We start from the raw sequence: 18,963 nt of genomic DNA, 5'->3' as shown, positions 1-18,963 counted from the left end.
CATCCCAGACCTCATTGGATCAAGCGGCGGGTGGCGGTACTAGAAACTTATACTTCGCAGACGGGTGGCTCTTTCAAACAGAGGATTCACGTGTGTCTTTATTGATGCAGGAGCCTCTCAGCCATCGCCTGTTGCGGCTGTTTGAACAATTTCACCCGCGCCTGATCGCCTTGGCTGTGCTGTGTATGATTGGTTCGATGGCATTATGGAAATGGGCCATCCCAGCTATGGTGACCATCGCGGTTTGGATGACACCGGAACCAATGATACGGCAGGTCGATCGCGCGACGCTTGAAACAATGGATTTCACCATGTTGGAAGCCAGCAGCCTGTCGCAAGAGCAGAAAGATGCTCAAAACGCCATTCTGGACGATCTGCGTCATGCGCTTGGCACCGAAGACAGCTTCAAACTTGTGTTTCGGGATATGCCTGGAATGGGTGCAAACGCCGCCGCGCTACCGGGTGGAACCATCATTATCAGCGATGCGCTCGTATCAGGCTATGGCGCGGATCCCGATGTTATCGCCGGCGTTTTGGCACATGAAATGGGCCATGTGGTGGAAGAACACGGGCTGAGACAGGTCTATCGTTCCTTGTCGCTCTATCTCATCATATCCATGATGGCGGGTGATGTTGGCCCTGTTCTAGAAGACCTCCTGCTTGAAGGGCAGGCGTTTGCATCACTTTCTTATTCGCGCAAACATGAGCTGTCGGCGGATCGTTTTGCCGTACGCCTGCTCAACAAGAGCGAATATGATTCCGAAGGGTTCAAACGTTTCTTCGCGGATCTCTCCGATGGCGAGGAGCCGCCGGCCTGGTTTTCAACCCACCCAACACACAGTGACCGCATTGAACAGATCGATGAATTGAACCGGCATAGACACTAAAGCAACAAATCACAGAGTTTCACATGACCATCACGTCCGAGTTACTCTCAAAAGCATGATTTGATATTTCAAAGCCACCCTGCAAATTTGCGATCAGACGTAGGATTTTGAGGTTCACCATGTCCCTTTTTCGCAAGTGGAAGCCAGTTGCACTGACAATTTTCATCTCGGTCGCGCTGATTGCCAAATCCCATGAGGCATCCGCAGCCAGCCCGGAAACGCTTACTGTGGCGGGTGGATGTTTCTGGTGCGTTGAAAGCGACTTTGAAAGCGTACCTGGGGTTCTTGGTGCGGTGTCGGGGTTCACTGGCGGCACGCTGGAAAACCCAACTTACAAGCAGGTCGGCAAAGGTGGCACCGGGCATTACGAAGCGGTCGTAATCACCTTTGACCCCGCCAAAGTGAGCCGCGCCAAACTGCTGGATCTGTTTTTCCGCTCCATTGATCCAACCGATGCAGGTGGCCAGTTTTGCGACCGCGGTGAAAGCTATCGCAGCGCAGTCTTTGTATCTGGCAACAGCGAAAAAGCACTGGCCGAAGCCGCAATATCCAAAGCACAATCTGACCTCGGCCAAAAGGTAGTGACCCCTGTTTTACCGCTGGGAACCTTTTTCAAGGCCGAAGCCTACCATCAAGATTACTACAAAGGGGACAAAGTCGTATTCACCCGCTTCGGCCCCAAACGCCAGGCTGAGGCCTACAAACGCTATCGTCAGGCCTGTGGCCGAGATACACGCGTTAAACAGCTTTGGGGTAATGCAGCGCCTTTTGCGGATAAGCACTAGCTAAAGCAGCAGCCTTTTTAATCAAAAGAGGCTGCTTTGACCTCAGCCAAAGTTGGGATCACATCAGCGGTTCCGTGGCGCATAACCATCAAAGCGCCGGCGCGGCTGGCCTGCTCCATCGCATCAGCCATACTCAGACCCTGATCGAGCCCTGCCAGCACATAGCCGGTGAATGTGTCGCCGGCCCCGGTGGTATCAACTGCTTCTACCTTATGGGCTGCAACAGTACGCATTTCGCCCGTATCACCCGCGAAATGACGCGCACCATCCGCACCCAAGGTAATGATCACATCACGGATCCCCAGCTGTTGTGGTGCTTTGCCAATGCTTGCTTCGAGCTGCTCTGCCTCAACTTCATTGAGGATTAGAAAATCCAGGTAAGGCAGGATCTGGCGCACGGCTTCCACATCAAACGGTGCTGCCGCATAACACACACGCAGGCCTTTTTCCTTGGCGACCTTTGCGGCCTCAAGCTGCATGTTGGTTTCGTTCTGCGTGATGAACAGATCAGTTTCGCGCGCATTTGCAAATGCCATCCGCACCTGATCTTTTGTGATGGCGCGATTGGCGCCAGCAAAAAGGATGATCTGGTTTTCACCATCCTCTGCAGCCACGGCAATAATCGCATGTCCGCTTGGCCGATCTAGCGTCACAACGTGATCAATCCCAACGCCAAAACTATCTAGTTTTGTCCGGGCATTTTCACCATCGGGGCCGATGGCACCGATATGGTGAACTGTTGCGCCAGCGCGTGCCGCCGCAACAGACATATTTGCACCTTTGCCACCCAGAAACTGCTCGACCCGATCTGCCGCCAATGTTTCACCCGCTAAGGGCAGGCGCGACATGGAATAGACGATGTCCAGATTGATTGAGCCGAGGTTCCAGATGGCCATTGGTGTTATCCCACGTTGCTTGCTGCCAGGATCGCCATGTTCAACACATCATTGGCGGTAGCATTCGTAGAACAGATCTGGATGGGTTTGTTTACACCAGACAGGATTGGACCAATCACAGTTGCCCCACCCATCTCCTGCATCAGCTTGACCGAGATCGAAGCAGAGTGACGCGCAGGCACGATCAGGATATTGGCCGGGCCAGACAGGCGCTGGAACGGATAAGCTTCCTGTGCACGGCTGTTCAATGCCACATCAACGGTCATTTCGCCTTCGTACTCAAAATCCACACCGCGTCTATCCAGCACAGCCGGCGCGAGGTGCATTTTCTCCGCCCGTTCAGAAACCGGGTAACCAAAGGTCGAGAAGCTGACAAATGCGACACGTGGCTCAAGGCCCATGTGGCGTGCAACACCAGCAGCACGTTCTGCGATATTGGCCAGATCCTCTTCATTGGGCCATTCGTGCACCAATGTGTCGCCAATCAAAACAATCCGCCCCTTGTGCAACAACGCGGTCACGCCGGCTGCACCATGATTGGCATCCGCATCAAACACATGGTTGATCCGGTCCAGAATATAGGCCGATTTGCGGGTTGCACCGGTCACCAGCCCGTCACCCTGACCATGCGCCAGCATCAGAGCCGAGAACACATGGCGGTCACGGCCGGCAAGACGGTGAATGTCTTTCTGGTCAAACCCTTTGCGCTGCAGGCGGTTGTAGAGAAACTCTTTATAGGTCTCAAACTGGGTTGTATTGGCCGCGTTGACCACCTCCAACTCGCGCACCGCATCGCCCAGGCCGCTGGCTTCGAGCTTTTGTTTCACATCTTCTGGGCGGCCAACAACCAGAGCCTTACCAAAACCTGAGCGTTGGTAGGTCACCGCTGCGCGCAGCACCCGTGGATCATCACCTTCTGCAAAGATCATGCGGCTTTGCGACGAGCGCGCGCGGGCATTCAGACCGCGCAGGATCGAAGCGGTTGGATCCATGCGGCTTTTGAGGTTCAGCTCATAGGCTTCCATGTCGATGATCGGGCGGCGCGACACCCCGGTCTCCATGCCGGCTTTGGCAACCGCTGGCGGAATACGATGGATCAGGCGCGGATCAAACGGTGTTGGGATGATATAGTCACGGCCAAAGGCCAGCGTTTTGCCATATGCCAATGCAACTTCATCTGGCACATCTTCGCGTGCAAGCCCTGCAAGCGCATGTGCACAGGCAATCTTCATCTCATCATTGATCGCACGCGCATGAATATCAAGCGCACCGCGGAACAGATACGGAAAGCCCAGAACGTTGTTCACCTGGTTCGGGTAATCCGAACGGCCGGTGGCAACAATCGCGTCAACGCGCACTTCATGGGCTTCTTCTGGGGTGATTTCCGGATCCGGGTTTGCCATGGCAAAAATCACCGGATTGTCGGCCATCGATTTGACCATCTCCTGCGTCACCGCACCTTTGACAGATACGCCAAGGAAGACATCTGCACCCTTCATCGCATCTTCAAGCGTGCGCAGATCCGTGGTGATGGCATGGGCCGATTTCCACTGGTTCATACCCTCGGTACGACCCTGATAGATCACGCCTTTGGTGTCACAGACGATACAGTTCTGATGCTGCGCGCCCATTGCCTTGAGGAGCTCGATACAGGCAATGCCCGCGGCCCCTGCACCGTTCAGAACAATTTTGACGTCTTCAATCTTTTTGCCCGAAAGATGCAACGCATTGATCAGACCCGCCGCACAGATAACTGCCGTGCCGTGTTGGTCATCGTGGAAAACCGGAATATCCATTTCTTCTTTGAGCTTCTGCTCAATGATGAAACATTCCGGCGCTTTGATATCTTCAAGATTGATGCCGCCAAAGGTTGGCCCCATCAGTTTTACCGCATTGATGAACTCATCCGGGTTTTCAGTGTCGAGCTCGATATCGATCGAGTTCACATCTGCAAACCGTTTAAAAAGGACTGACTTCCCTTCCATCACCGGCTTGGAACCCAGCGCTCCAAGGTTACCAAGGCCCAAAACCGCTGTGCCGTTTGAAATCACCGCAACCAGGTTGCCCTTGTTGGTGTAATCATACGCCAGCTCAGGGTTTTCAGCGATGTCTTCACACGGAACGGCCACGCCAGGGCTATAGGCCAAAGACAGATCCCGCTGGGTGGTCATAGGCACAGTTGCCTGTACCTCCCATTTGCCGGGAGTGGGCTCGAGGTGGAAGGCAAGCGCTTCTTCGCGCGTTATTTTTGCTTTGGGCATGGCAGGAAGGACGTCCTTTGGTGGTTTGCACAATCCTTACCGCAGGCTTTGACGCTGCTCAATGTACCTGGGTCAAATGTTAGCCCTATCGTGAAATAAAATTTCAAAAACTAAGATCTTGGAGCAATCAAAACGTCACAAATCGATTCATTTGCAGGCAACCCACACAATTTTGCCACAATTTAGACACCGCAAAGCGCCAATTCCAAAGCAATCCTTAATGCGAGTTGTGAAACGTTAACACGCCACTGATGGGCAAAAGCCAAACACGCCAGAGCCAGAAAGGCCTTCTTTGCCGGAAAACCCGGTTGTCTCGTCTTCCGAACAGGAGAAAGCCATGATCCACTTTCAGACCAACACTGGGGCCATGACTGCGCTTCAGATGTTGGGTGGTACCAACCAAAGTCTACAGACCACTCACAATCAAATTTCCACTGGGCAAACGGTAAATGGCCCGCAAGATAATGCTGCTTTATGGGCGATCTCTGAACTGATGAATTCAGACCTGAGCGGATATAGTGGGCTGTCTGACGCCCTGTCATTGGGCGAGGCCACATTGGGGGTGGCATCAGCTGGCGCTGAGTTTGTTACAGACACCCTTAATGAAATGAAACAAATAGCTATTTTGGGCAGCAGCGGTGTTGTCGATTTTTCTAAAGTAGAAGCGCAGCTTGCCCAGAAAACCGATCAGATAAACTCGGTCATTTCGTCGTCGCAGTTTAACGGGGCTAATCTGCTTCGCACTGATGTCGATGGCAATGGCGCAAGCGCAATCACGGTTGCCGCCTCTTTGGACAAAACCGGTGGCGGCACGCCAACCCTTTCCAACATCCAGGTGGACAGTCTTGATCTCGAATCCAGCCCAAACTTTGATATCAATGGTCGCACCGCGGTAACCGATGCTGCCAGCGCGCGGACAGCTCTGGATGAGATCGAAGGCTTCTTGCAATTTGCCGTTGACGGTGCCGCAAGCCTGGGCGCGGCTGCATCACGGATCTCCGAGCAGCAAGACGTCATTGCCAGACAGGCGCTTGAAACCAAGAAAGGTCTAAGCGGGTTAATAGACACAAATATTGAGGAATCCGCGGCGAAACTGAAGGCTCTCGAAGTGCAACAGCAGCTCGGACTTACGTCCCTTTCGATCGCAAACTCCGCTCCTACCACTCTGCTGGCGCTCTACTAACGCCCTCACTCACACACATACGGGTTTCCCTCGGAGTCCTGCCATTGTAGATCTCTGGCATTGGATTTTCGGGGGACAACCATATGACTGTGACGCCAATGATGGCACAATATCTCGACATCAAGGCGCAGTACCCTGATGCCCTGCTCTTCTATCGTATGGGCGATTTCTACGAGATGTTTTTTGACGACGCCGTCAACGCAGCAGAGGCGCTCGACATTGCATTGACCAAACGTGGCAAACACGAAGGTCAAGATATTCCAATGTGTGGCGTGCCGGTTCACGCCGCAGAAGGCTATCTTCTGACATTGATCCGCAAAGGCTTTCGCGTTGCAGTCGGCGAGCAACTGGAAAGCCCAGCAGAAGCGAAAAAGCGTGGCTACAAAGCCGTGGTCAAACGCGGTGTCGTACGGCTTGTCACCCCTGGTACCCTGACAGAAGATTCACTGCTTGAGGCGCGGCGTCACAATTTCCTTGTCGCCTATACAGAACTTCGCGATGCAGCAGCGCTTGCCTGGGCAGATATTTCAACTGGTGCGTTTCACGTGATGCCCATCGCCAAGGTGCGCCTGTCACCTGAACTGGCGCGCCTTGCCCCATCTGAATTGATTGTGGCTGATGGCACTGTGTTTGATCACTGCCGCCCACTTGCAGACGAGTATAAGATCCCGCTTACGCCCATTGGCAAAGCCAGCTTTGACAGCACGGCAGCGGAAAAACGGCTTTGTAGCTTGTTCAACGTGTCCACGCTTTCGGGGTTTGGTACATTTTCACGCGCAGAAATCTCAGCAATGGGCGCGTTGATTGACTATCTAGAGATCACCCAGAAAGGCAAATTGCCGCTGCTGCAGCCGCCGGTTCAGGAATCTGAAGATCGCACCATTCAGATCGACGCAGCCACCCGGCGCAACCTGGAACTCACGCGCTCTCTTTCTGGTGGGCGCGCAGGCTCACTGCTCTCTGTCGTTGATCGTACTGTTACCCCGGGCGGCGCACGCCTGCTCGAACAACGCATGTCCAGCCCCTCGCGCAGTCTCGATGTGATCCACCCCCGTCTCTCCGCGCTGGATTTTGCAGTCGCTGAACACGCCCTCTCTGAAGATCTGCGCGCGGCTTTACGCAAAACCCCAGATCTTGATCGCGCGCTATCTCGCCTCGCATTGGAACGCGGCGGGCCACGTGATCTCGCGGCGATCCGCAATGGTCTCACCCAGGCAGAAGAAATTCGCGCGCTTTGTGATACGGCCGAACTGCCAGCCCTGATTGTCGATGCGTTAAACAATCTGACCGGCTTTGATGATCTCTTGGCGCTGCTGGATGCCGCGCTGGTGGCCGAGCCACCTTTGATGGCCCGCGATGGCGGTTTTATCGCGCCAGGCTATGATCCGGAACTGGACGAAGCCCGCACCCTGCGTGACGAAGGTCGCAGCGTCATTGCACAGCTCCAACAGAAATACGCAGACTACACCGGGGTCAACGCGCTGAAGATCAAACACAACAACGTGCTGGGGTACTTCATCGAAACCACCGCCGTGCATGCGGAAAAAATGATGTCAGCTCCGCTGTCGGAAACTTACATCCACCGGCAGACCACCGCCAATCAGGTACGGTTCACCACTGTTGAACTCTCCGAGCTGGAAACCCGCATTCTAAACGCCGGAAACCTTGCATTAGAGACAGAAAAGAGGCTCTATCAGGCGCTTTCTGCCGCAATTATGGAAAGTGCGGCACAGCTGAACCAGGCGGCACGTGGTTTGGCTGAGCTTGATTTGATCACTGCGCTTTCCGATCTGGCCCGCGCCGAGAACTGGACCAAACCAACCGTCGACAGCAGCCGTGCCTTTGCTATTTCAGGCGGTCGTCACCCGGTTGTGGAACAGGCTTTGCGCCAGCAAGGGGGGGATCCCTTTGTCGCCAATGACTGTGACCTCACCGCCAGTGACGGTGCAGCAGTCTGGCTGCTGACTGGCCCGAATATGGCCGGTAAATCGACCTTCCTGCGCCAAAACGCATTGATCGCGCTACTTGCGCAGATGGGCAGCTATGTCCCAGCGAACAGCGCCCACATCGGGCTTGTCAGCCAGCTCTTCAGCCGGGTTGGGGCCTCTGATGATCTGGCACGGGGCCGCTCTACTTTCATGGTAGAGATGGTGGAAACAGCCGCAATTTTGAACCAGGCGGATGATCGCGCGCTGGTCATCCTCGATGAAATCGGCCGTGGAACCGCCACCTATGACGGGCTCTCCATCGCCTGGGCCACGCTCGAACATCTGCATGAGGTCAACAGATCCCGAGCGCTTTTTGCCACCCATTATCATGAGCTCACCCAACTCGCTGCGAAACTCACCGGTGTCGACAACGCAACGGTTTCCGTCAAAGAATGGGAAGGTGAAGTCATCTTCCTACACGAGGTCCGCAAAGGAGCTGCAGATCGCTCTTACGGGGTTCAGGTTGCACAGCTCGCGGGTCTGCCAGCATCTGTCGTGACACGGGCGCGCGACGTGCTGGATATGCTGGAAAAAAGCAGCCGCGAAGGTGGTGGCGGTTCCGTCCAAATTGATGACCTTCCCTTGTTTGCAGCAGCGCCTGCTCCACAACCAAAGGCCACAGCATCGCCAATTGATGCCATCCTGGCCGAGATCAATCCAGATGATCTGTCGCCACGTGACGCACTTGAAGCGCTTTATCGTCTGAAAGACGCTGTGACCTCAAAATAGTAAAACGGCGGGGAATTCCCCGCCGCATCTTCATCTTTTCACAAATACTCTCGCCGAAGGCACGGCCCCATCGGGGCCGTTTTCCTTATGCTTTCACCCAGTGTACTAGGCCGGAGTTGAAGACACTCCAACCTGCGCCGGGCGCAGCAAACGGTCGTGCAGCATAAACCCTTCAGCAGAAACCTGAATGATATCGCCAGCTTTTGTCCCCGGCACCGGCGCTTCAAACATCGCCTCATGCAGCTGCGGATCAAAGCGGTCACCAACTTCTGGCGTTACAATACGCATGCCATGTTTGCCAAACACATCAAGCAGTGCGCGCAAGGTCAGCTCAACACCTTCGATCAGCGCAGCAGATACTTCTTTCTGCTCGTCACTGGCGGATTCTACCGCGCGTTTCATATTGTCAAATACCGGCAACAGATCACGCGCCAGTTTGGAGCCGCCGTACTGCTCTGCTTCACGGCGGGCTTTGTCGCCACGCTTGCGGGCGTTTTCAGCATCAGCCAACGCGCGCATAAAGCGGTCTTTCAGCTCATCGCGTTCAGCGCGCAGTGTTTCCACTTCCAGCGCTTCCTCATCGATCTCTTCGATCTCACTTGCCAGCTCTTCCGCTTCCGCGGCGTCAATGTCATCCAGAAAATCGTCGTTTTTGGGCTCTGCCATGTTTCACCTCTAACTCCGGTCGGACAAGATTTTGCCGACCAGTTGCGCCGTGTAATCCACGATCGGCACAATTCGTCCGTAGTTCAGGCGCGTGGGTCCAATCACACCAACAGCACCCATTATCTTTCGATCAGCGTTCATATATGGAGAGACCACCAAAGAGGAACCCGAAAGTGAAAAAAGTTTGTTCTCAGAACCGATAAAAATGCGCACACCGTCGCCTTCTTCAGTCAGTTTGAGAAAATCAGCAATATCTCGCTTGCGTTCAAGGTCATCAAATAGAACCTTCATCCGATCAAGCTCTTCTTCGGCGCCGCCTTCGGACAGAAGATTCGAACGCCCACGCACAAGCAAACGTGCGCTGTCTGAATTGTCGCTGTCCCACTGGGCCAAACCGCTCTCGATCAGATCACTCGCCAGGACATCGATTTCCTGACGACGGGCGTCTACCTGGGTTTGAATATCACGTCGGATTTCACTCAGCGTGCGCCCTTCGACCAGCGAATTCAGAAAATTCGCGGCTTCCCGCATCGAACTTGGTGTTTGACCCGGCGGCGGCGTGAACAGTCGGTTCTCCACGTGACCGTCTGAAAACACCAAAACAACCAGACTGCGATCAGGGGCCAGTGAGACAAATTCAATATGGCGCACTTCTGCTTCGTGTTTTGGGGTAAGAACCAGCGAAGCCCCCTGCGTCACCCCAGAAAGCGCTGCACCAACACGATCAAGCAGCCCTTCCACATCACCGGCGCTTTCACCAAGTGTTGCGTCGATCTTTTTGCGATCATCGGATCCCAGATCGCCAACTTCCAGCAGCCCATCCACAAACATTCGCAGCCCAAGCTGGGTGGGAATACGTCCTGCGGAAATATGTGGGCTGTCCAATAGGCCGAGGTGTTCAAGATCCTGCATCACATTGCGCACTGTCGCGGCTGAAACCTTTTCATTCAGCGACCGTGTCAATGTTCGGCTTCCTACAGGATCGCCGCTGTCTAGATAAGACTCCACAACAGCGCGAAACACATCTCTGGAGCGATCGTTCAGATGTTCAAGGATAGGCTGATCTTCAGTCATATGAGCGCTGTCACTATTGCAGTCCAATGGTCCAGAAATAAATAATCCGAATGCAAAGAGATGTCATCCTCCAGTGGCAAGCATTTGATCAATCCGTCTTGCAAATACCGGGGTGCGAAGGCTATCCCAACTACAGTAGATAAAGGATATCACATGCGACCCTCCGGACGACAGCTTGATGAAATGCGCGCCATCTCTTTTGAAACTGGCTTTACCAAACATGCCGAGGGCTCCTGCCTGATCAAGGTTGGTGATACGCATGTGCTTTGCACTGCTACAATCGAAGACCGGGTTCCCCCGTTTATCAAAGGCTCCGGGCTTGGTTGGGTCACCGCTGAATATGGCATGCTGCCCCGCGCCACCAACACCCGCATGCGTCGCGAAGCAGCCAGCGGCAAACAGGGCGGACGCACTGTTGAAATTCAACGCCTGATCGGGCGAGCGCTGCGTGCAGGTGTTGATCGCGTTGCCCTAGGTGAGCGCCAGATCACCGTGGACTGTGATGTATTGCAGGCCGATGGCGGCACCCGCTGTGCCTCGATCACTGGCGGCTGGGTTGCATTGCGCCTTGCAGTGAACAAGCTGATGAAAGCGGGTGATGTGACTATTGACCCCTTGATTGACCCGGTTGCTGCCGTGTCTTGTGGTATCTATGCGGGCCAGCCCGTGCTTGATCTAGACTATCCGGAAGACTCTGAGGCGGGTGTGGATGGCAACTTCATCATGACCGGTTCCGGCAAACTCATTGAGGTTCAGATGTCTGCCGAAGGATCACTGTTCTCACGCGATCAGATGAACGAGCTGATGGATCTGGCCGCAAAGGGCACCTCTGAACTTGCTGAAATGCAGAAGGCAGCCGCGAAATGAGCCGGGAATTTAAAGGCGACAAGCTTCTTGTCGCCACCCACAACAAAGGCAAGCTTACCGAAATCAGCGAAATCCTCGCCCCGTTTGGGGTGAGCGTTGTTGGTGCCGGCGAGATGAACCTACCAGAGCCGGAAGAAACCGAAGATACATTTGTTGGCAACGCGCGCATCAAAGCCCACGCAGCTGCCAAAGCCACGGGTCTGCCTGCACTGTCTGATGACAGCGGCATCACCATTGATGCACTTGACGGCGCACCTGGTGTTTACACCGCCGACTGGGCAGAAACTGAAAACGGTCGCGATTTCATGATGGCCATGACCCGCGCCAATGATGAGATCACTGCCAAGGGCGCCGACGCACCGCGCACAGCACAGTTTCGCTGCACGCTGGTTATTGCCTGGCCGGACGGGCACGATGAGGTGTTCGAAGGTGTTATGCCAGGATCCCTGATCTGGCCTATCCGGGGCGAAGGTGGCTTTGGCTATGATCCCATGTTTGTCCCCGAAGGATATGACATAACCTGCGCCGAAATGGACAAGTCCGAAAAGAATAAAATCAGCCATCGCGGCCGTGCGCTCGCCAAATTTGTTCAGGGCTGTTTTGGTGGATGATTGGCGAAATGGGGGATTTGGTCTCTATGTGCATTGGCCCTTCTGTCAGGCCAAATGCCCCTATTGCGATTTCAACAGCCATGTTGTGCGCCAGGTCGAACAAAAACAATGGCTAGATGCCTATTGCCTAGAACTTGATCGGATCGCGCCTGAGCTCTCCGGTCGGGTTCTGAACTCTATCTTTTTCGGTGGCGGCACCCCCAGTTTGATGCTGCCAGAAACCGTTGCCGGCGTGATCGAAAAAGCTCGCAGCATCTGGCCCTTTGCCAATGACATTGAAATCTCTCTCGAAGCTAATCCGGGATCTGTCGAGGCTGGGCGTTTTGCCGGCTATCGCGATGGCGGTGTAAACCGGATTTCAATGGGTATTCAGGCACTCAACGATCAGGATCTGCGCCGGCTTGGCCGAATACACAGCGCAGCTGAGGCTAAAGCCGCCTTTGATGTGGCGCGTCAGTGTTTTGATCGGGTGAGCTTTGATTTGATTTACGCCCGGCAGGGCCAAAGCCTTGCTGACTGGAAATCAGAACTAAACGAAGCGCTGTCGATGGCGATTGATCACCTGTCCCTTTATCAGTTGACCATCGAAGAAGGCACCGCTTTTGGTGATCGCTACGCGCGCGGCAAACTGCGCAATCTTCCAACAGATGACAATGCCGCCGATATGTATCAAGCCACCCAAGAGATTTGCGCCGCGCATGGCCTGCCAGGATATGAGATTTCCAACCACGCGCGCCCTGATGCTGAATCTCGGCACAACCAGATTTACTGGCGCTATGGCGACTATGTAGGCATTGGGCCCGGAGCACATGGCCGCATCACAAAAGGCGGTCAACGCCACGCAACAGAAAGCCACCGTGCGCCAGGAGCATGGTTGGCAGCTGTAAAAGCTGGAAGTGGCTATTCACACGTAGAAGCCTTGCCCGGAGAGGACGCAGCCGTTGAGTTCCTGATGATGGGAATGCGCTTGAAGGAAGGGTTGGATCCGGCGCGTTTCAAGCAGCTCGCTGGCTACGAATTGCCACAAGATCGTATTGAACATCTTGTGGATCTTGGAATGTTGTCTATCTCTAATGACAGAATATGCGCGACCGATCAGGGGCGAGCGGTTCTGAACGCCGTGCTCCGCGAATTGCTAGTGGATTGATATGCGATTTTTTTATGCTGGATTAGGTGTGCTCTGCGTGGCCTGCGCGGCGGTTGGCGTCATACTCCCCCTCCTCCCTACTGTTCCATTTCTATTGCTGGCTGCGTTCTTCTTTTCTCGATCCTCTTCGCGACTTCACAATTGGCTGCTTGGCCACAACACGTTTGGCCCGATAATCGTTGATTGGCAGCAAAGCGGTGCCATTCGACCCGGCGCAAAAAAAGCGGCAACAGTTTCTGTTGCCGCTGTCTTTTTAATTTCAGCCTTTGCTGGGCTGGCGCAGCATATTCTTCTGATCCAAGCTGCGACGCTGTCCTGCGTGTTGATCTTTATCTGGTCTCGCCCTAACGGCTGAGCAGATTACACAGCTCATCCAGCTGATCCAAATCATTATAGCTGATAGTGATCGAACCCGCTTCGCCGCCAGGTTTGTGATCAATCGATACTTTCATACGAAGTGCCGCTGACAGATCATCTTCCAATGCGCGGGTATCTGCATCCTTTTCACCCGCTGCTTTGGCCTTACGCGGTGCAGCAGGTTTGTCTCCTGCAACCGATTTTTTCACCAAAGCCTCGGTTGCGCGAACAGAGAGACCGCCTTTGACAATCTTTCGCGCAAGATCAGAAGCATTGTCACAAGTAATCAACGCCCGTGCATGCCCAGCCGAAAGCTGGCGCTCATGCACCATAAGCTGCACATCATCAGGAAGATGCAGCAGACGGACCAGGTTGGCGATATAGCTGCGGCTTTTACCAAGCGCGTCTGCCATTTTCTCCTGGGTGTGGCCGAACTTTTCCATCAGCTGTTTATAGCTCAGCGCCTCTTCCATCGCATTGAGATCAGCGCGCTGGATGTTTTCAATGATGGCCACTTCCATCATTTCAAGATCAGAATAATCCCGAATAAGAACCGGAACTTCATGAAGCTGCGCCGCCTGAGCTGCGCGCCAGCGGCGTTCACCCGCTACAATTTCGTAGCTTCCACCATTGCGCGGACGCACAATCAGTGGCTGCAATACGCCTTTTTCTTTGATAGATGCCGTCAGGTCATCGAGGTCATCTTGAACAAACTGACGCCGCGGCTGATCAGGGTTTGCTTGAACTCTCTCGATAGGAACAAGTATTTCCGCGTTACGCGGCGCCTGTGTTTCAGTGCTCACAGGTTCAGGATTTACGTCTGCCATCAGTGCCGATAGTCCGCGACCAAGACCGCGGGGTTTCCCTTTTTCTTTTGCCATATAGTGTGCCTCCGCCCGCGTTAAGCCGCGATATTTTGATGTTTTTCCAATATCTCGACGGCTAACGCGCGATACGCTCTAGCCCCCAGAGAATTGCTATCATAGTTCAAAACCGGCAAAGCAAATGATGGTGCTTCGCTGACCCGAACATTGCGCGGGATTTTTGTCTCAAAGACCAACTCACCAAGGTTGTCGCGCGCGTCTTGTTCGACTTGAAGTGATAGGTTATTGCGCCGATCAAACATTGTGAGCACAACACCTTCAATACGCAAATTCGGATTGGCGGATTGCCGCACATCGCGAATTGTCATCATCAACTGCGAGACCCCCTCCAGCGCAAAGAATTCACTCTGCAGCGGGATGAGAACCGAATGAGACGCAACCATTGCATTTACTGTCAGAAGGTTCAAAGACGGCGGGCAATCGATCAGGACGTAATCCCAGTCATAATCATCCATCGCCACCTGCCGCAATGCGTCGTGCAATAGGAAGCTACGCTTTTCATTGGTGAAGAGTTCAATATCAGCTGAGCTCAAATCCACCGTTGAAGGAATTATGCAAAGATCCTCAATCTCGGTTGATTGGATGACCTCTGGCAGAGGCGCATCTTCGACCAATAGATCGTACGACGTCTTTTCCCGATTTACTGTTTCGATCCCTAGACCTGTAGACGCGTTACCCTGCGGATCAAGATCAACCACAAGCACACGCATTCCGGTTTCCACCAAAGCAGCAGCGAGGTTGATGGTAGTAGTTGTCTTGCCAACGCCCCCTTTTTGGTTTGCTACCGCGATAATACGAGGCCCAACCGGGCGGCTGTAGTCAGACACGGGCAACTCCCTTTATTTTCAAAATAACGGCGCTTGGCTCTGTCTGACTTTTAACCGTTTCCAGATCAAAGCTCCATCGCGCTCGAGAGTTATCCACTTCTTTTTTCCAGGTCTCCCCCTTTGGGAACACGGCGAGCCCTTTTTCAGCAAGATGTCGCTCAGAAAACTCCAAAAGATCCGAAAGATCAGCAAGAGCACGGGCAGACAAAACGTCAGCGTTCTGCGGTTCAACTGCTTCAATACGACCAGTGATCACCTTGATAGGAGCACTACATTCCCGCGCAACATTGCGAAGAAAAGCGCATTTTCGCTGATCACTTTCAATCAAGGTGACATTGGTATCCGGACTTTCGGCCGCGCAAAGAATACCAACTATCGCGCCAGGAAAGCCGCCCCCTGATCCGATGTCAACCCAGTGATCTACTGGATTGGGAACACTTCGAAACACCTGGACGGAATCGACAATATGTCGGCGCCACAAATCTTTTAGGCTATTTTTCGAAACCAGGTTGATCTTCGGGTTCCACTTAAGAATAACCTGCTCAAATTTCTCAAGGCGCTCCATTGTTTCACGTGAAACATCGAATTGCGAAAGTTCAGCCTTATCCATTTTGCACACGTGCCTTCTTCTCCGTATCCTTACGAAGGCGCGCCAACAACAAAGCCAGAGCGGCCGGAGTCATCCCCTCAACTCGCGATGCCTGCGAAAGCGTTGCTGGGCGCGCGCGCTCAAGCTTCAGGGTCAACTCATTGGAAAGCCCTTCAAGCATCGCATAGTCGAAATCAACAGGAATGCGATAACCTTCATCGCGCTTCATAGCTGCGATCTCGCGTTCTTGCCGCGAGATGTAATTGGCATATAACGCGTCTCGTTCGATTTGGCGTCGAACCGGTTCATCGGTTTGATCTAGTTCCGGCAGCAGCGGCAGAATGTCCTCAAACGAAACGTCGGGAAATCCAAGTACGTCTAGGCCAGATCTACGCTTACCGTCCTGGTTCACTTTAATCCCTGCCCCCAGAACTTCTTTGGGCGTAAAACTTGCACCGTCCAAAGCACCACGAACGGTACTAATCTTTTCCATCTTTTGGGTAAAGATCTCAGACCGTTTTTCGCCAACGCAGCCCAGCTCAAGCCCTAAAGGTGTTAAGCGTTGATCGGCATTATCCGCTCTGAGAGATAACCTGAACTCTGCTCGTGATGTGAACATGCGATAGGGTTCGCTCACGCCGCTGGTTGTCAGATCATCAATCATCACGCCAATGTAGCTATTCGAACGCGAGAAATGAATCGGCTCTTTTTGCTGAGCGCGGCGCGCCGCATTTAGGCCGGCAACCAGCCCCTGGGCAGCTGCTTCTTCGTAACCAGTGGTTCCGTTGATCTGCCCGGCCAAATACAAACCTGGGACATCCTTTACCGAGAGGTCCAAAGTAAGGGCGCGCGGGTCAACATAATCATATTCAATCGCATATCCAGGCTGAATAATTTCAGTCTTTTCGAGACCCGCGATTGAGCGCACATAATCCAGCTGCACTTCTTCAGGCAGGCTGGTCGAAATCCCATTTGGATATACCGTGTGATCCGTAACACCCTCAGGTTCAAGAAAAATCTGATGGGATGTTTTATCGGCGAAACGTACGATTTTATCTTCGATCGATGGGCAGTACCGGGGGCCAACCCCCTCGATGTGACCACCATACATCGCAGAGCGGTCCAGGTTGGCGCGGATAATATCATGCGTCTGTTCGTTGGTATGGGTTATCCCGCAAGAGATTTGTTTTGCTTGCGTGGACGTCGACAAAAAGGAGAAGAGCGTTGGGTCTTCATCGCCCGGCTGTTCATCCAGAATGTCCCAATTGATGGTCCGCCCATCCAATCTTGGCGGAGTCCCTGTTTTTAAACGGCCGAGTGGCAGCGCAAAACTGTCCAACCGTTCAGCCAGACGCACCGAAGGCTTATCCCCCATGCGCCCACCCGGACGTGATACATCACCAATATGGATAACCCCGCGCAGAAAGGTCCCCGAGGTTAGGATGACAGAATGAGCCTGAATTTCACTGCCATCTGCAAGTTGAACACCACAGACTGCCTGTCCGCTCATTAGAAAATCTACAGCCTCGCCTTCGACAATATCGAGGTTTTCCTGCGCTTCTGTCAGTGCCAACATTGCGCTGCGATAGATTGCCCGATCAGATTGCGCACGAGGCCCCTGCACTGCCGGCCCTTTACGGCGATTGAGAAGACGAAACTGGATGCCGGCAGCATCCGCAACCGTACCCATGACACCATCTAGCGCATCGATCTCTCGAACAAGGTGGCCTTTTCCCAGACCACCAATAGCGGGGTTGCAGGACATCACGCCAATACCATCACGGCTCAGCGTGATAAGAGCCGTGCGCGCACCCATTCGTGCGGCTGCGTGGGCTGCCTCGGCGCCGGCGTGCCCGCCGCCAACAACTATTACGTCATAGCTCGAATGTTTCACGTGAAACACTCCTCATTTTCCTAAGCAAAAACTGGAGAATATCTCGTCCAAAAGATTTTCCACTCCAATTCGACCAACCAACATTTCCAGATGGCGAATGGCCGAACGCATATCTTCTGCTGCTATATCATAAAACTCGGGGCCGCGCTGCACCACGTCCTGCGCGGAGTGAAGCGATTGCAGCGCCGCTTGTAAAGATAGACGATGCCGTTGGCGCGACGCCAGGCCGGCATGACTGGACTTTTCGACCAATACCGATGAGACATGCTGAACCAACTGTTCAACCCCCTGCCCGGTTTTGCCAGAAATCGCATCTTTTGCGTCTGGGTTGATATCGGCTTTTGGTGAAAACCTGATATCTCCGTCACGCTTCTCGATATCCAGATCATCATCAGATTCAGCGATGAATACCCGCATATCAGCTGCTTCAGCGCGTTGGCGTGCACGTTGAATCCCGATACCTTCGACGTGATCATCAGTCTCACGCAAGCCGGCGGTGTCCAGCAAAGTTACAGGTAGCCCAGCCAGATCCATCCGCACTTCAATCACGTCGCGTGTGGTGCCGGCAAATTCCGAAGTGATAGCAGCCTCACGGCCGGCCAGAGCATTGAGCAAGGTGGATTTCCCAACATTTGGGGCACCGATAATTGCCACTTCAAATCCATCACGGATCCGTTCAGCGATTTGAACGCCGGCGACTTCCTTTTCCAAACCTTCATGGACAGAAGCTAAGAGCGTGATCACCTCGGGCGTTACATCCACCGGTACTTCTTCGTCTGCAAAATCGATTGTTACTTCGATCAAGGACGCTGCGCGAATGAGTTTACTGCGCCATGCCTCTGCAAGCGTTGACAACCCGCCGGCAAGCACCGCCTGCGCTTGTTTGCGCTGTGCTTCAGTTTCAGATTCAATCAAATCGGCCAAGGCTTCCACCTGAGTCAGATCCAATTGCCCATTTTCAAGCGCCCTGCGGGTAAACTCTCCCGGTTCAGCCACCCTCAGCTCAGAATAGGTTTCAAGCTCAGCCATAAGCGCAGATATGACAGCAACACTGCCATGAGTTTGCAGCTCAACCACATCCTCGCCAGTAAAGCTTCCCGGATTGGAAAAGGTTAAAACCAATGCCTGATCCAAAAGCTCGCCGGCCTGTGTTTTGAGATTTCGCAGCCCTTTGCCGCCGGCTGGGAGCGAGCTGCAAATTTTAGCACCCACCACAAACGCGTCAGGGCCAGAGATGCGGATCACCGCAACCCCGGCCTTTCCTTGGGCGGAAGCCAGCGCAAAGATCGTATCCATCTGTCGACCTCTCCTGTTGCCG

Annotated in this window: 17 protein-coding genes; 8 read left to right on the top strand and 9 right to left on the bottom strand. The window is 53.8% G+C overall.

Annotated elements, in window-relative coordinates:
* Positions 1–92 precede the first annotated feature (92 nt).
* Together GG681_RS04425 and msrA are read left to right on the top strand one after the other, a co-directional pair.
* On the top strand, positions 93–887 hold the full coding sequence (locus GG681_RS04425; RefSeq protein ID WP_194287138.1) for a M48 family metallopeptidase: 795 nt from the start codon (positions 93–95) through the stop codon (positions 885–887).
* A gap of 119 nt (positions 888–1,006) precedes the next feature.
* Positions 1,007–1,672, top strand: a complete 666-nt coding sequence (msrA, locus tag GG681_RS04420; protein ID WP_153545509.1) for a peptide-methionine (S)-S-oxide reductase MsrA — start codon at positions 1,007–1,009, stop codon at positions 1,670–1,672.
* Between the two features lie 17 nt (positions 1,673–1,689).
* On the opposite strand, the gene GG681_RS04415 is transcribed toward msrA, so the two are convergent.
* Together GG681_RS04415 and GG681_RS04410 are read right to left on the bottom strand one after the other, a co-directional pair.
* Complete coding sequence (locus tag GG681_RS04415; protein ID WP_153545507.1) at positions 1,690–2,568, bottom strand: ribokinase; 879 nt, start codon at positions 2,566–2,568, stop codon at positions 1,690–1,692.
* A gap of 5 nt (positions 2,569–2,573) precedes the next feature.
* A complete protein-coding gene (locus GG681_RS04410) occupies positions 2,574–4,829 on the bottom strand; it encodes an NADP-dependent malic enzyme (protein WP_153545505.1) in 2,256 nt (751 codons plus the stop codon).
* A gap of 337 nt (positions 4,830–5,166) precedes the next feature.
* Between GG681_RS04410 and GG681_RS04405 the strand changes: the two genes are divergently transcribed.
* Both GG681_RS04405 and mutS read left to right on the top strand, forming a co-directional pair.
* Positions 5,167–6,012 carry a flagellin N-terminal helical domain-containing protein gene (locus tag GG681_RS04405; RefSeq protein ID WP_153545503.1) on the top strand — a complete coding sequence of 282 codons (846 nt, stop codon included), beginning with the start codon at positions 5,167–5,169 and terminating at the stop codon, positions 6,010–6,012.
* Positions 6,013–6,095: 83 nt separating this feature from the next.
* Positions 6,096–8,729 carry a DNA mismatch repair protein MutS gene (gene mutS, locus GG681_RS04400; protein ID WP_153545501.1) on the top strand — a complete coding sequence of 878 codons (2,634 nt, stop codon included), beginning with the start codon at positions 6,096–6,098 and terminating at the stop codon, positions 8,727–8,729.
* Between the two features lie 105 nt (positions 8,730–8,834).
* On the opposite strand, the gene GG681_RS04395 is transcribed toward mutS, so the two are convergent.
* Both GG681_RS04395 and hrcA read right to left on the bottom strand, forming a co-directional pair.
* The gene (locus GG681_RS04395; RefSeq protein ID WP_153545499.1) at positions 8,835–9,395 is read right to left on the bottom strand and encodes a nucleotide exchange factor GrpE; all 561 of its coding nucleotides are present in this window, start codon (positions 9,393–9,395) and stop codon (positions 8,835–8,837) included.
* 9 nt (positions 9,396–9,404) lie between these two features.
* Positions 9,405–10,469, bottom strand: coding sequence for a heat-inducible transcriptional repressor HrcA (hrcA, locus tag GG681_RS04390; RefSeq protein WP_153545497.1), 1,065 nt, complete (start codon positions 10,467–10,469; stop codon positions 9,405–9,407).
* A gap of 153 nt (positions 10,470–10,622) precedes the next feature.
* Here hrcA and rph point away from each other — a divergent pair, with 153 nt between their 5' ends.
* From rph to GG681_RS04370, 4 genes are read left to right on the top strand one after another with little or no spacing between them, the layout of a single operon-like run.
* Positions 10,623–11,336 (top strand): ribonuclease PH, encoded by a 714-nt coding sequence (gene rph, locus GG681_RS04385; RefSeq protein ID WP_153545495.1) that lies wholly within the window; start codon positions 10,623–10,625, stop codon positions 11,334–11,336.
* Positions 11,333–11,947 carry an RdgB/HAM1 family non-canonical purine NTP pyrophosphatase gene (gene rdgB / locus GG681_RS04380; RefSeq protein WP_153545493.1) on the top strand — a complete coding sequence of 205 codons (615 nt, stop codon included), beginning with the start codon at positions 11,333–11,335 and terminating at the stop codon, positions 11,945–11,947. The genes rph and rdgB overlap by 4 nt, the downstream gene beginning before the upstream one ends.
* Entirely contained in the window at positions 11,940–13,094 is a 1,155-nt protein-coding gene (gene hemW / locus GG681_RS04375) for a radical SAM family heme chaperone HemW (protein WP_328593261.1), read from the top strand. The genes rdgB and hemW overlap by 8 nt, the downstream gene beginning before the upstream one ends.
* A gap of 1 nt (position 13,095) precedes the next feature.
* Entirely contained in the window at positions 13,096–13,449 is a 354-nt protein-coding gene (locus GG681_RS04370) for a YbaN family protein (protein ID WP_153545489.1), read from the top strand.
* On the opposite strand, the gene GG681_RS04365 is transcribed toward GG681_RS04370, so the two are convergent.
* Genes GG681_RS04365 through mnmE form a run of 5 tightly spaced genes read right to left on the bottom strand, consistent with a single transcriptional unit; the run spans position 13,439 to position 18,941 of the window.
* The gene (locus GG681_RS04365) at positions 13,439–14,332 is read right to left on the bottom strand and encodes a ParB/RepB/Spo0J family partition protein (RefSeq protein WP_153545487.1); all 894 of its coding nucleotides are present in this window, start codon (positions 14,330–14,332) and stop codon (positions 13,439–13,441) included. The genes GG681_RS04370 and GG681_RS04365 overlap by 11 nt on opposite strands.
* Before the next feature lie 20 nt (positions 14,333–14,352).
* Positions 14,353–15,162, bottom strand: coding sequence for a ParA family protein (locus GG681_RS04360; RefSeq protein ID WP_328593260.1), 810 nt, complete (start codon positions 15,160–15,162; stop codon positions 14,353–14,355).
* Positions 15,155–15,772 (bottom strand): 16S rRNA (guanine(527)-N(7))-methyltransferase RsmG, encoded by a 618-nt coding sequence (rsmG, locus tag GG681_RS04355; protein ID WP_153545483.1) that lies wholly within the window; start codon positions 15,770–15,772, stop codon positions 15,155–15,157. The genes GG681_RS04360 and rsmG overlap by 8 nt, the downstream gene beginning before the upstream one ends.
* Complete coding sequence (gene mnmG, locus GG681_RS04350; RefSeq protein ID WP_328593259.1) at positions 15,765–17,645, bottom strand: tRNA uridine-5-carboxymethylaminomethyl(34) synthesis enzyme MnmG; 1,881 nt, start codon at positions 17,643–17,645, stop codon at positions 15,765–15,767. The genes rsmG and mnmG overlap by 8 nt, the downstream gene beginning before the upstream one ends.
* 12 nt (positions 17,646–17,657) lie before the next feature.
* Positions 17,658–18,941: a tRNA uridine-5-carboxymethylaminomethyl(34) synthesis GTPase MnmE gene (gene mnmE / locus GG681_RS04345; protein ID WP_153545481.1), complete on the bottom strand. Its 1,284-nt coding sequence runs from the start codon at positions 18,939–18,941 to the stop codon at positions 17,658–17,660.
* Between the last annotated feature and the right edge of the window lie 22 nt (positions 18,942–18,963).

The organism is Tritonibacter aquimaris, from assembly GCF_009617595.1.
Classification (GTDB): Bacteria; Pseudomonadota; Alphaproteobacteria; order Rhodobacterales; family Rhodobacteraceae; genus Epibacterium; species Epibacterium aquimaris.
The sequence above is the reverse complement of the archived record's forward strand: the minus strand, read 5'-3'. Positions and strand labels throughout refer to the sequence as shown.

Coding starts and splice junctions, on each gene's coding strand:
- GG681_RS04370 (WP_153545489.1), top strand. CDS start 13,096: ATGCGATTTTTTTATGCTGGATTAGGTGTGCTCTGCGTGGCCTGCGCG.
- rdgB (WP_153545493.1), top strand. CDS start 11,333: ATGAGCCGGGAATTTAAAGGCGACAAGCTTCTTGTCGCCACCCACAAC.
- mnmE (WP_153545481.1), bottom strand. CDS start 18,941: ATGGATACGATCTTTGCGCTGGCTTCCGCCCAAGGAAAGGCCGGGGTT.
- hrcA (WP_153545497.1), bottom strand. CDS start 10,469: ATGACTGAAGATCAGCCTATCCTTGAACATCTGAACGATCGCTCCAGA.
- GG681_RS04395 (WP_153545499.1), bottom strand. CDS start 9,395: ATGGCAGAGCCCAAAAACGACGATTTTCTGGATGACATTGACGCCGCG.
- GG681_RS04405 (WP_153545503.1), top strand. CDS start 5,167: ATGATCCACTTTCAGACCAACACTGGGGCCATGACTGCGCTTCAGATG.
- GG681_RS04365 (WP_153545487.1), bottom strand. CDS start 14,332: ATGGCAAAAGAAAAAGGGAAACCCCGCGGTCTTGGTCGCGGACTATCG.
- rph (WP_153545495.1), top strand. CDS start 10,623: ATGCGACCCTCCGGACGACAGCTTGATGAAATGCGCGCCATCTCTTTT.
- GG681_RS04415 (WP_153545507.1), bottom strand. CDS start 2,568: ATGGCCATCTGGAACCTCGGCTCAATCAATCTGGACATCGTCTATTCC.
- rsmG (WP_153545483.1), bottom strand. CDS start 15,772: ATGGATAAGGCTGAACTTTCGCAATTCGATGTTTCACGTGAAACAATG.
- GG681_RS04410 (WP_153545505.1), bottom strand. CDS start 4,829: ATGCCCAAAGCAAAAATAACGCGCGAAGAAGCGCTTGCCTTCCACCTC.
- msrA (WP_153545509.1), top strand. CDS start 1,007: ATGTCCCTTTTTCGCAAGTGGAAGCCAGTTGCACTGACAATTTTCATC.
- mutS (WP_153545501.1), top strand. CDS start 6,096: ATGACTGTGACGCCAATGATGGCACAATATCTCGACATCAAGGCGCAG.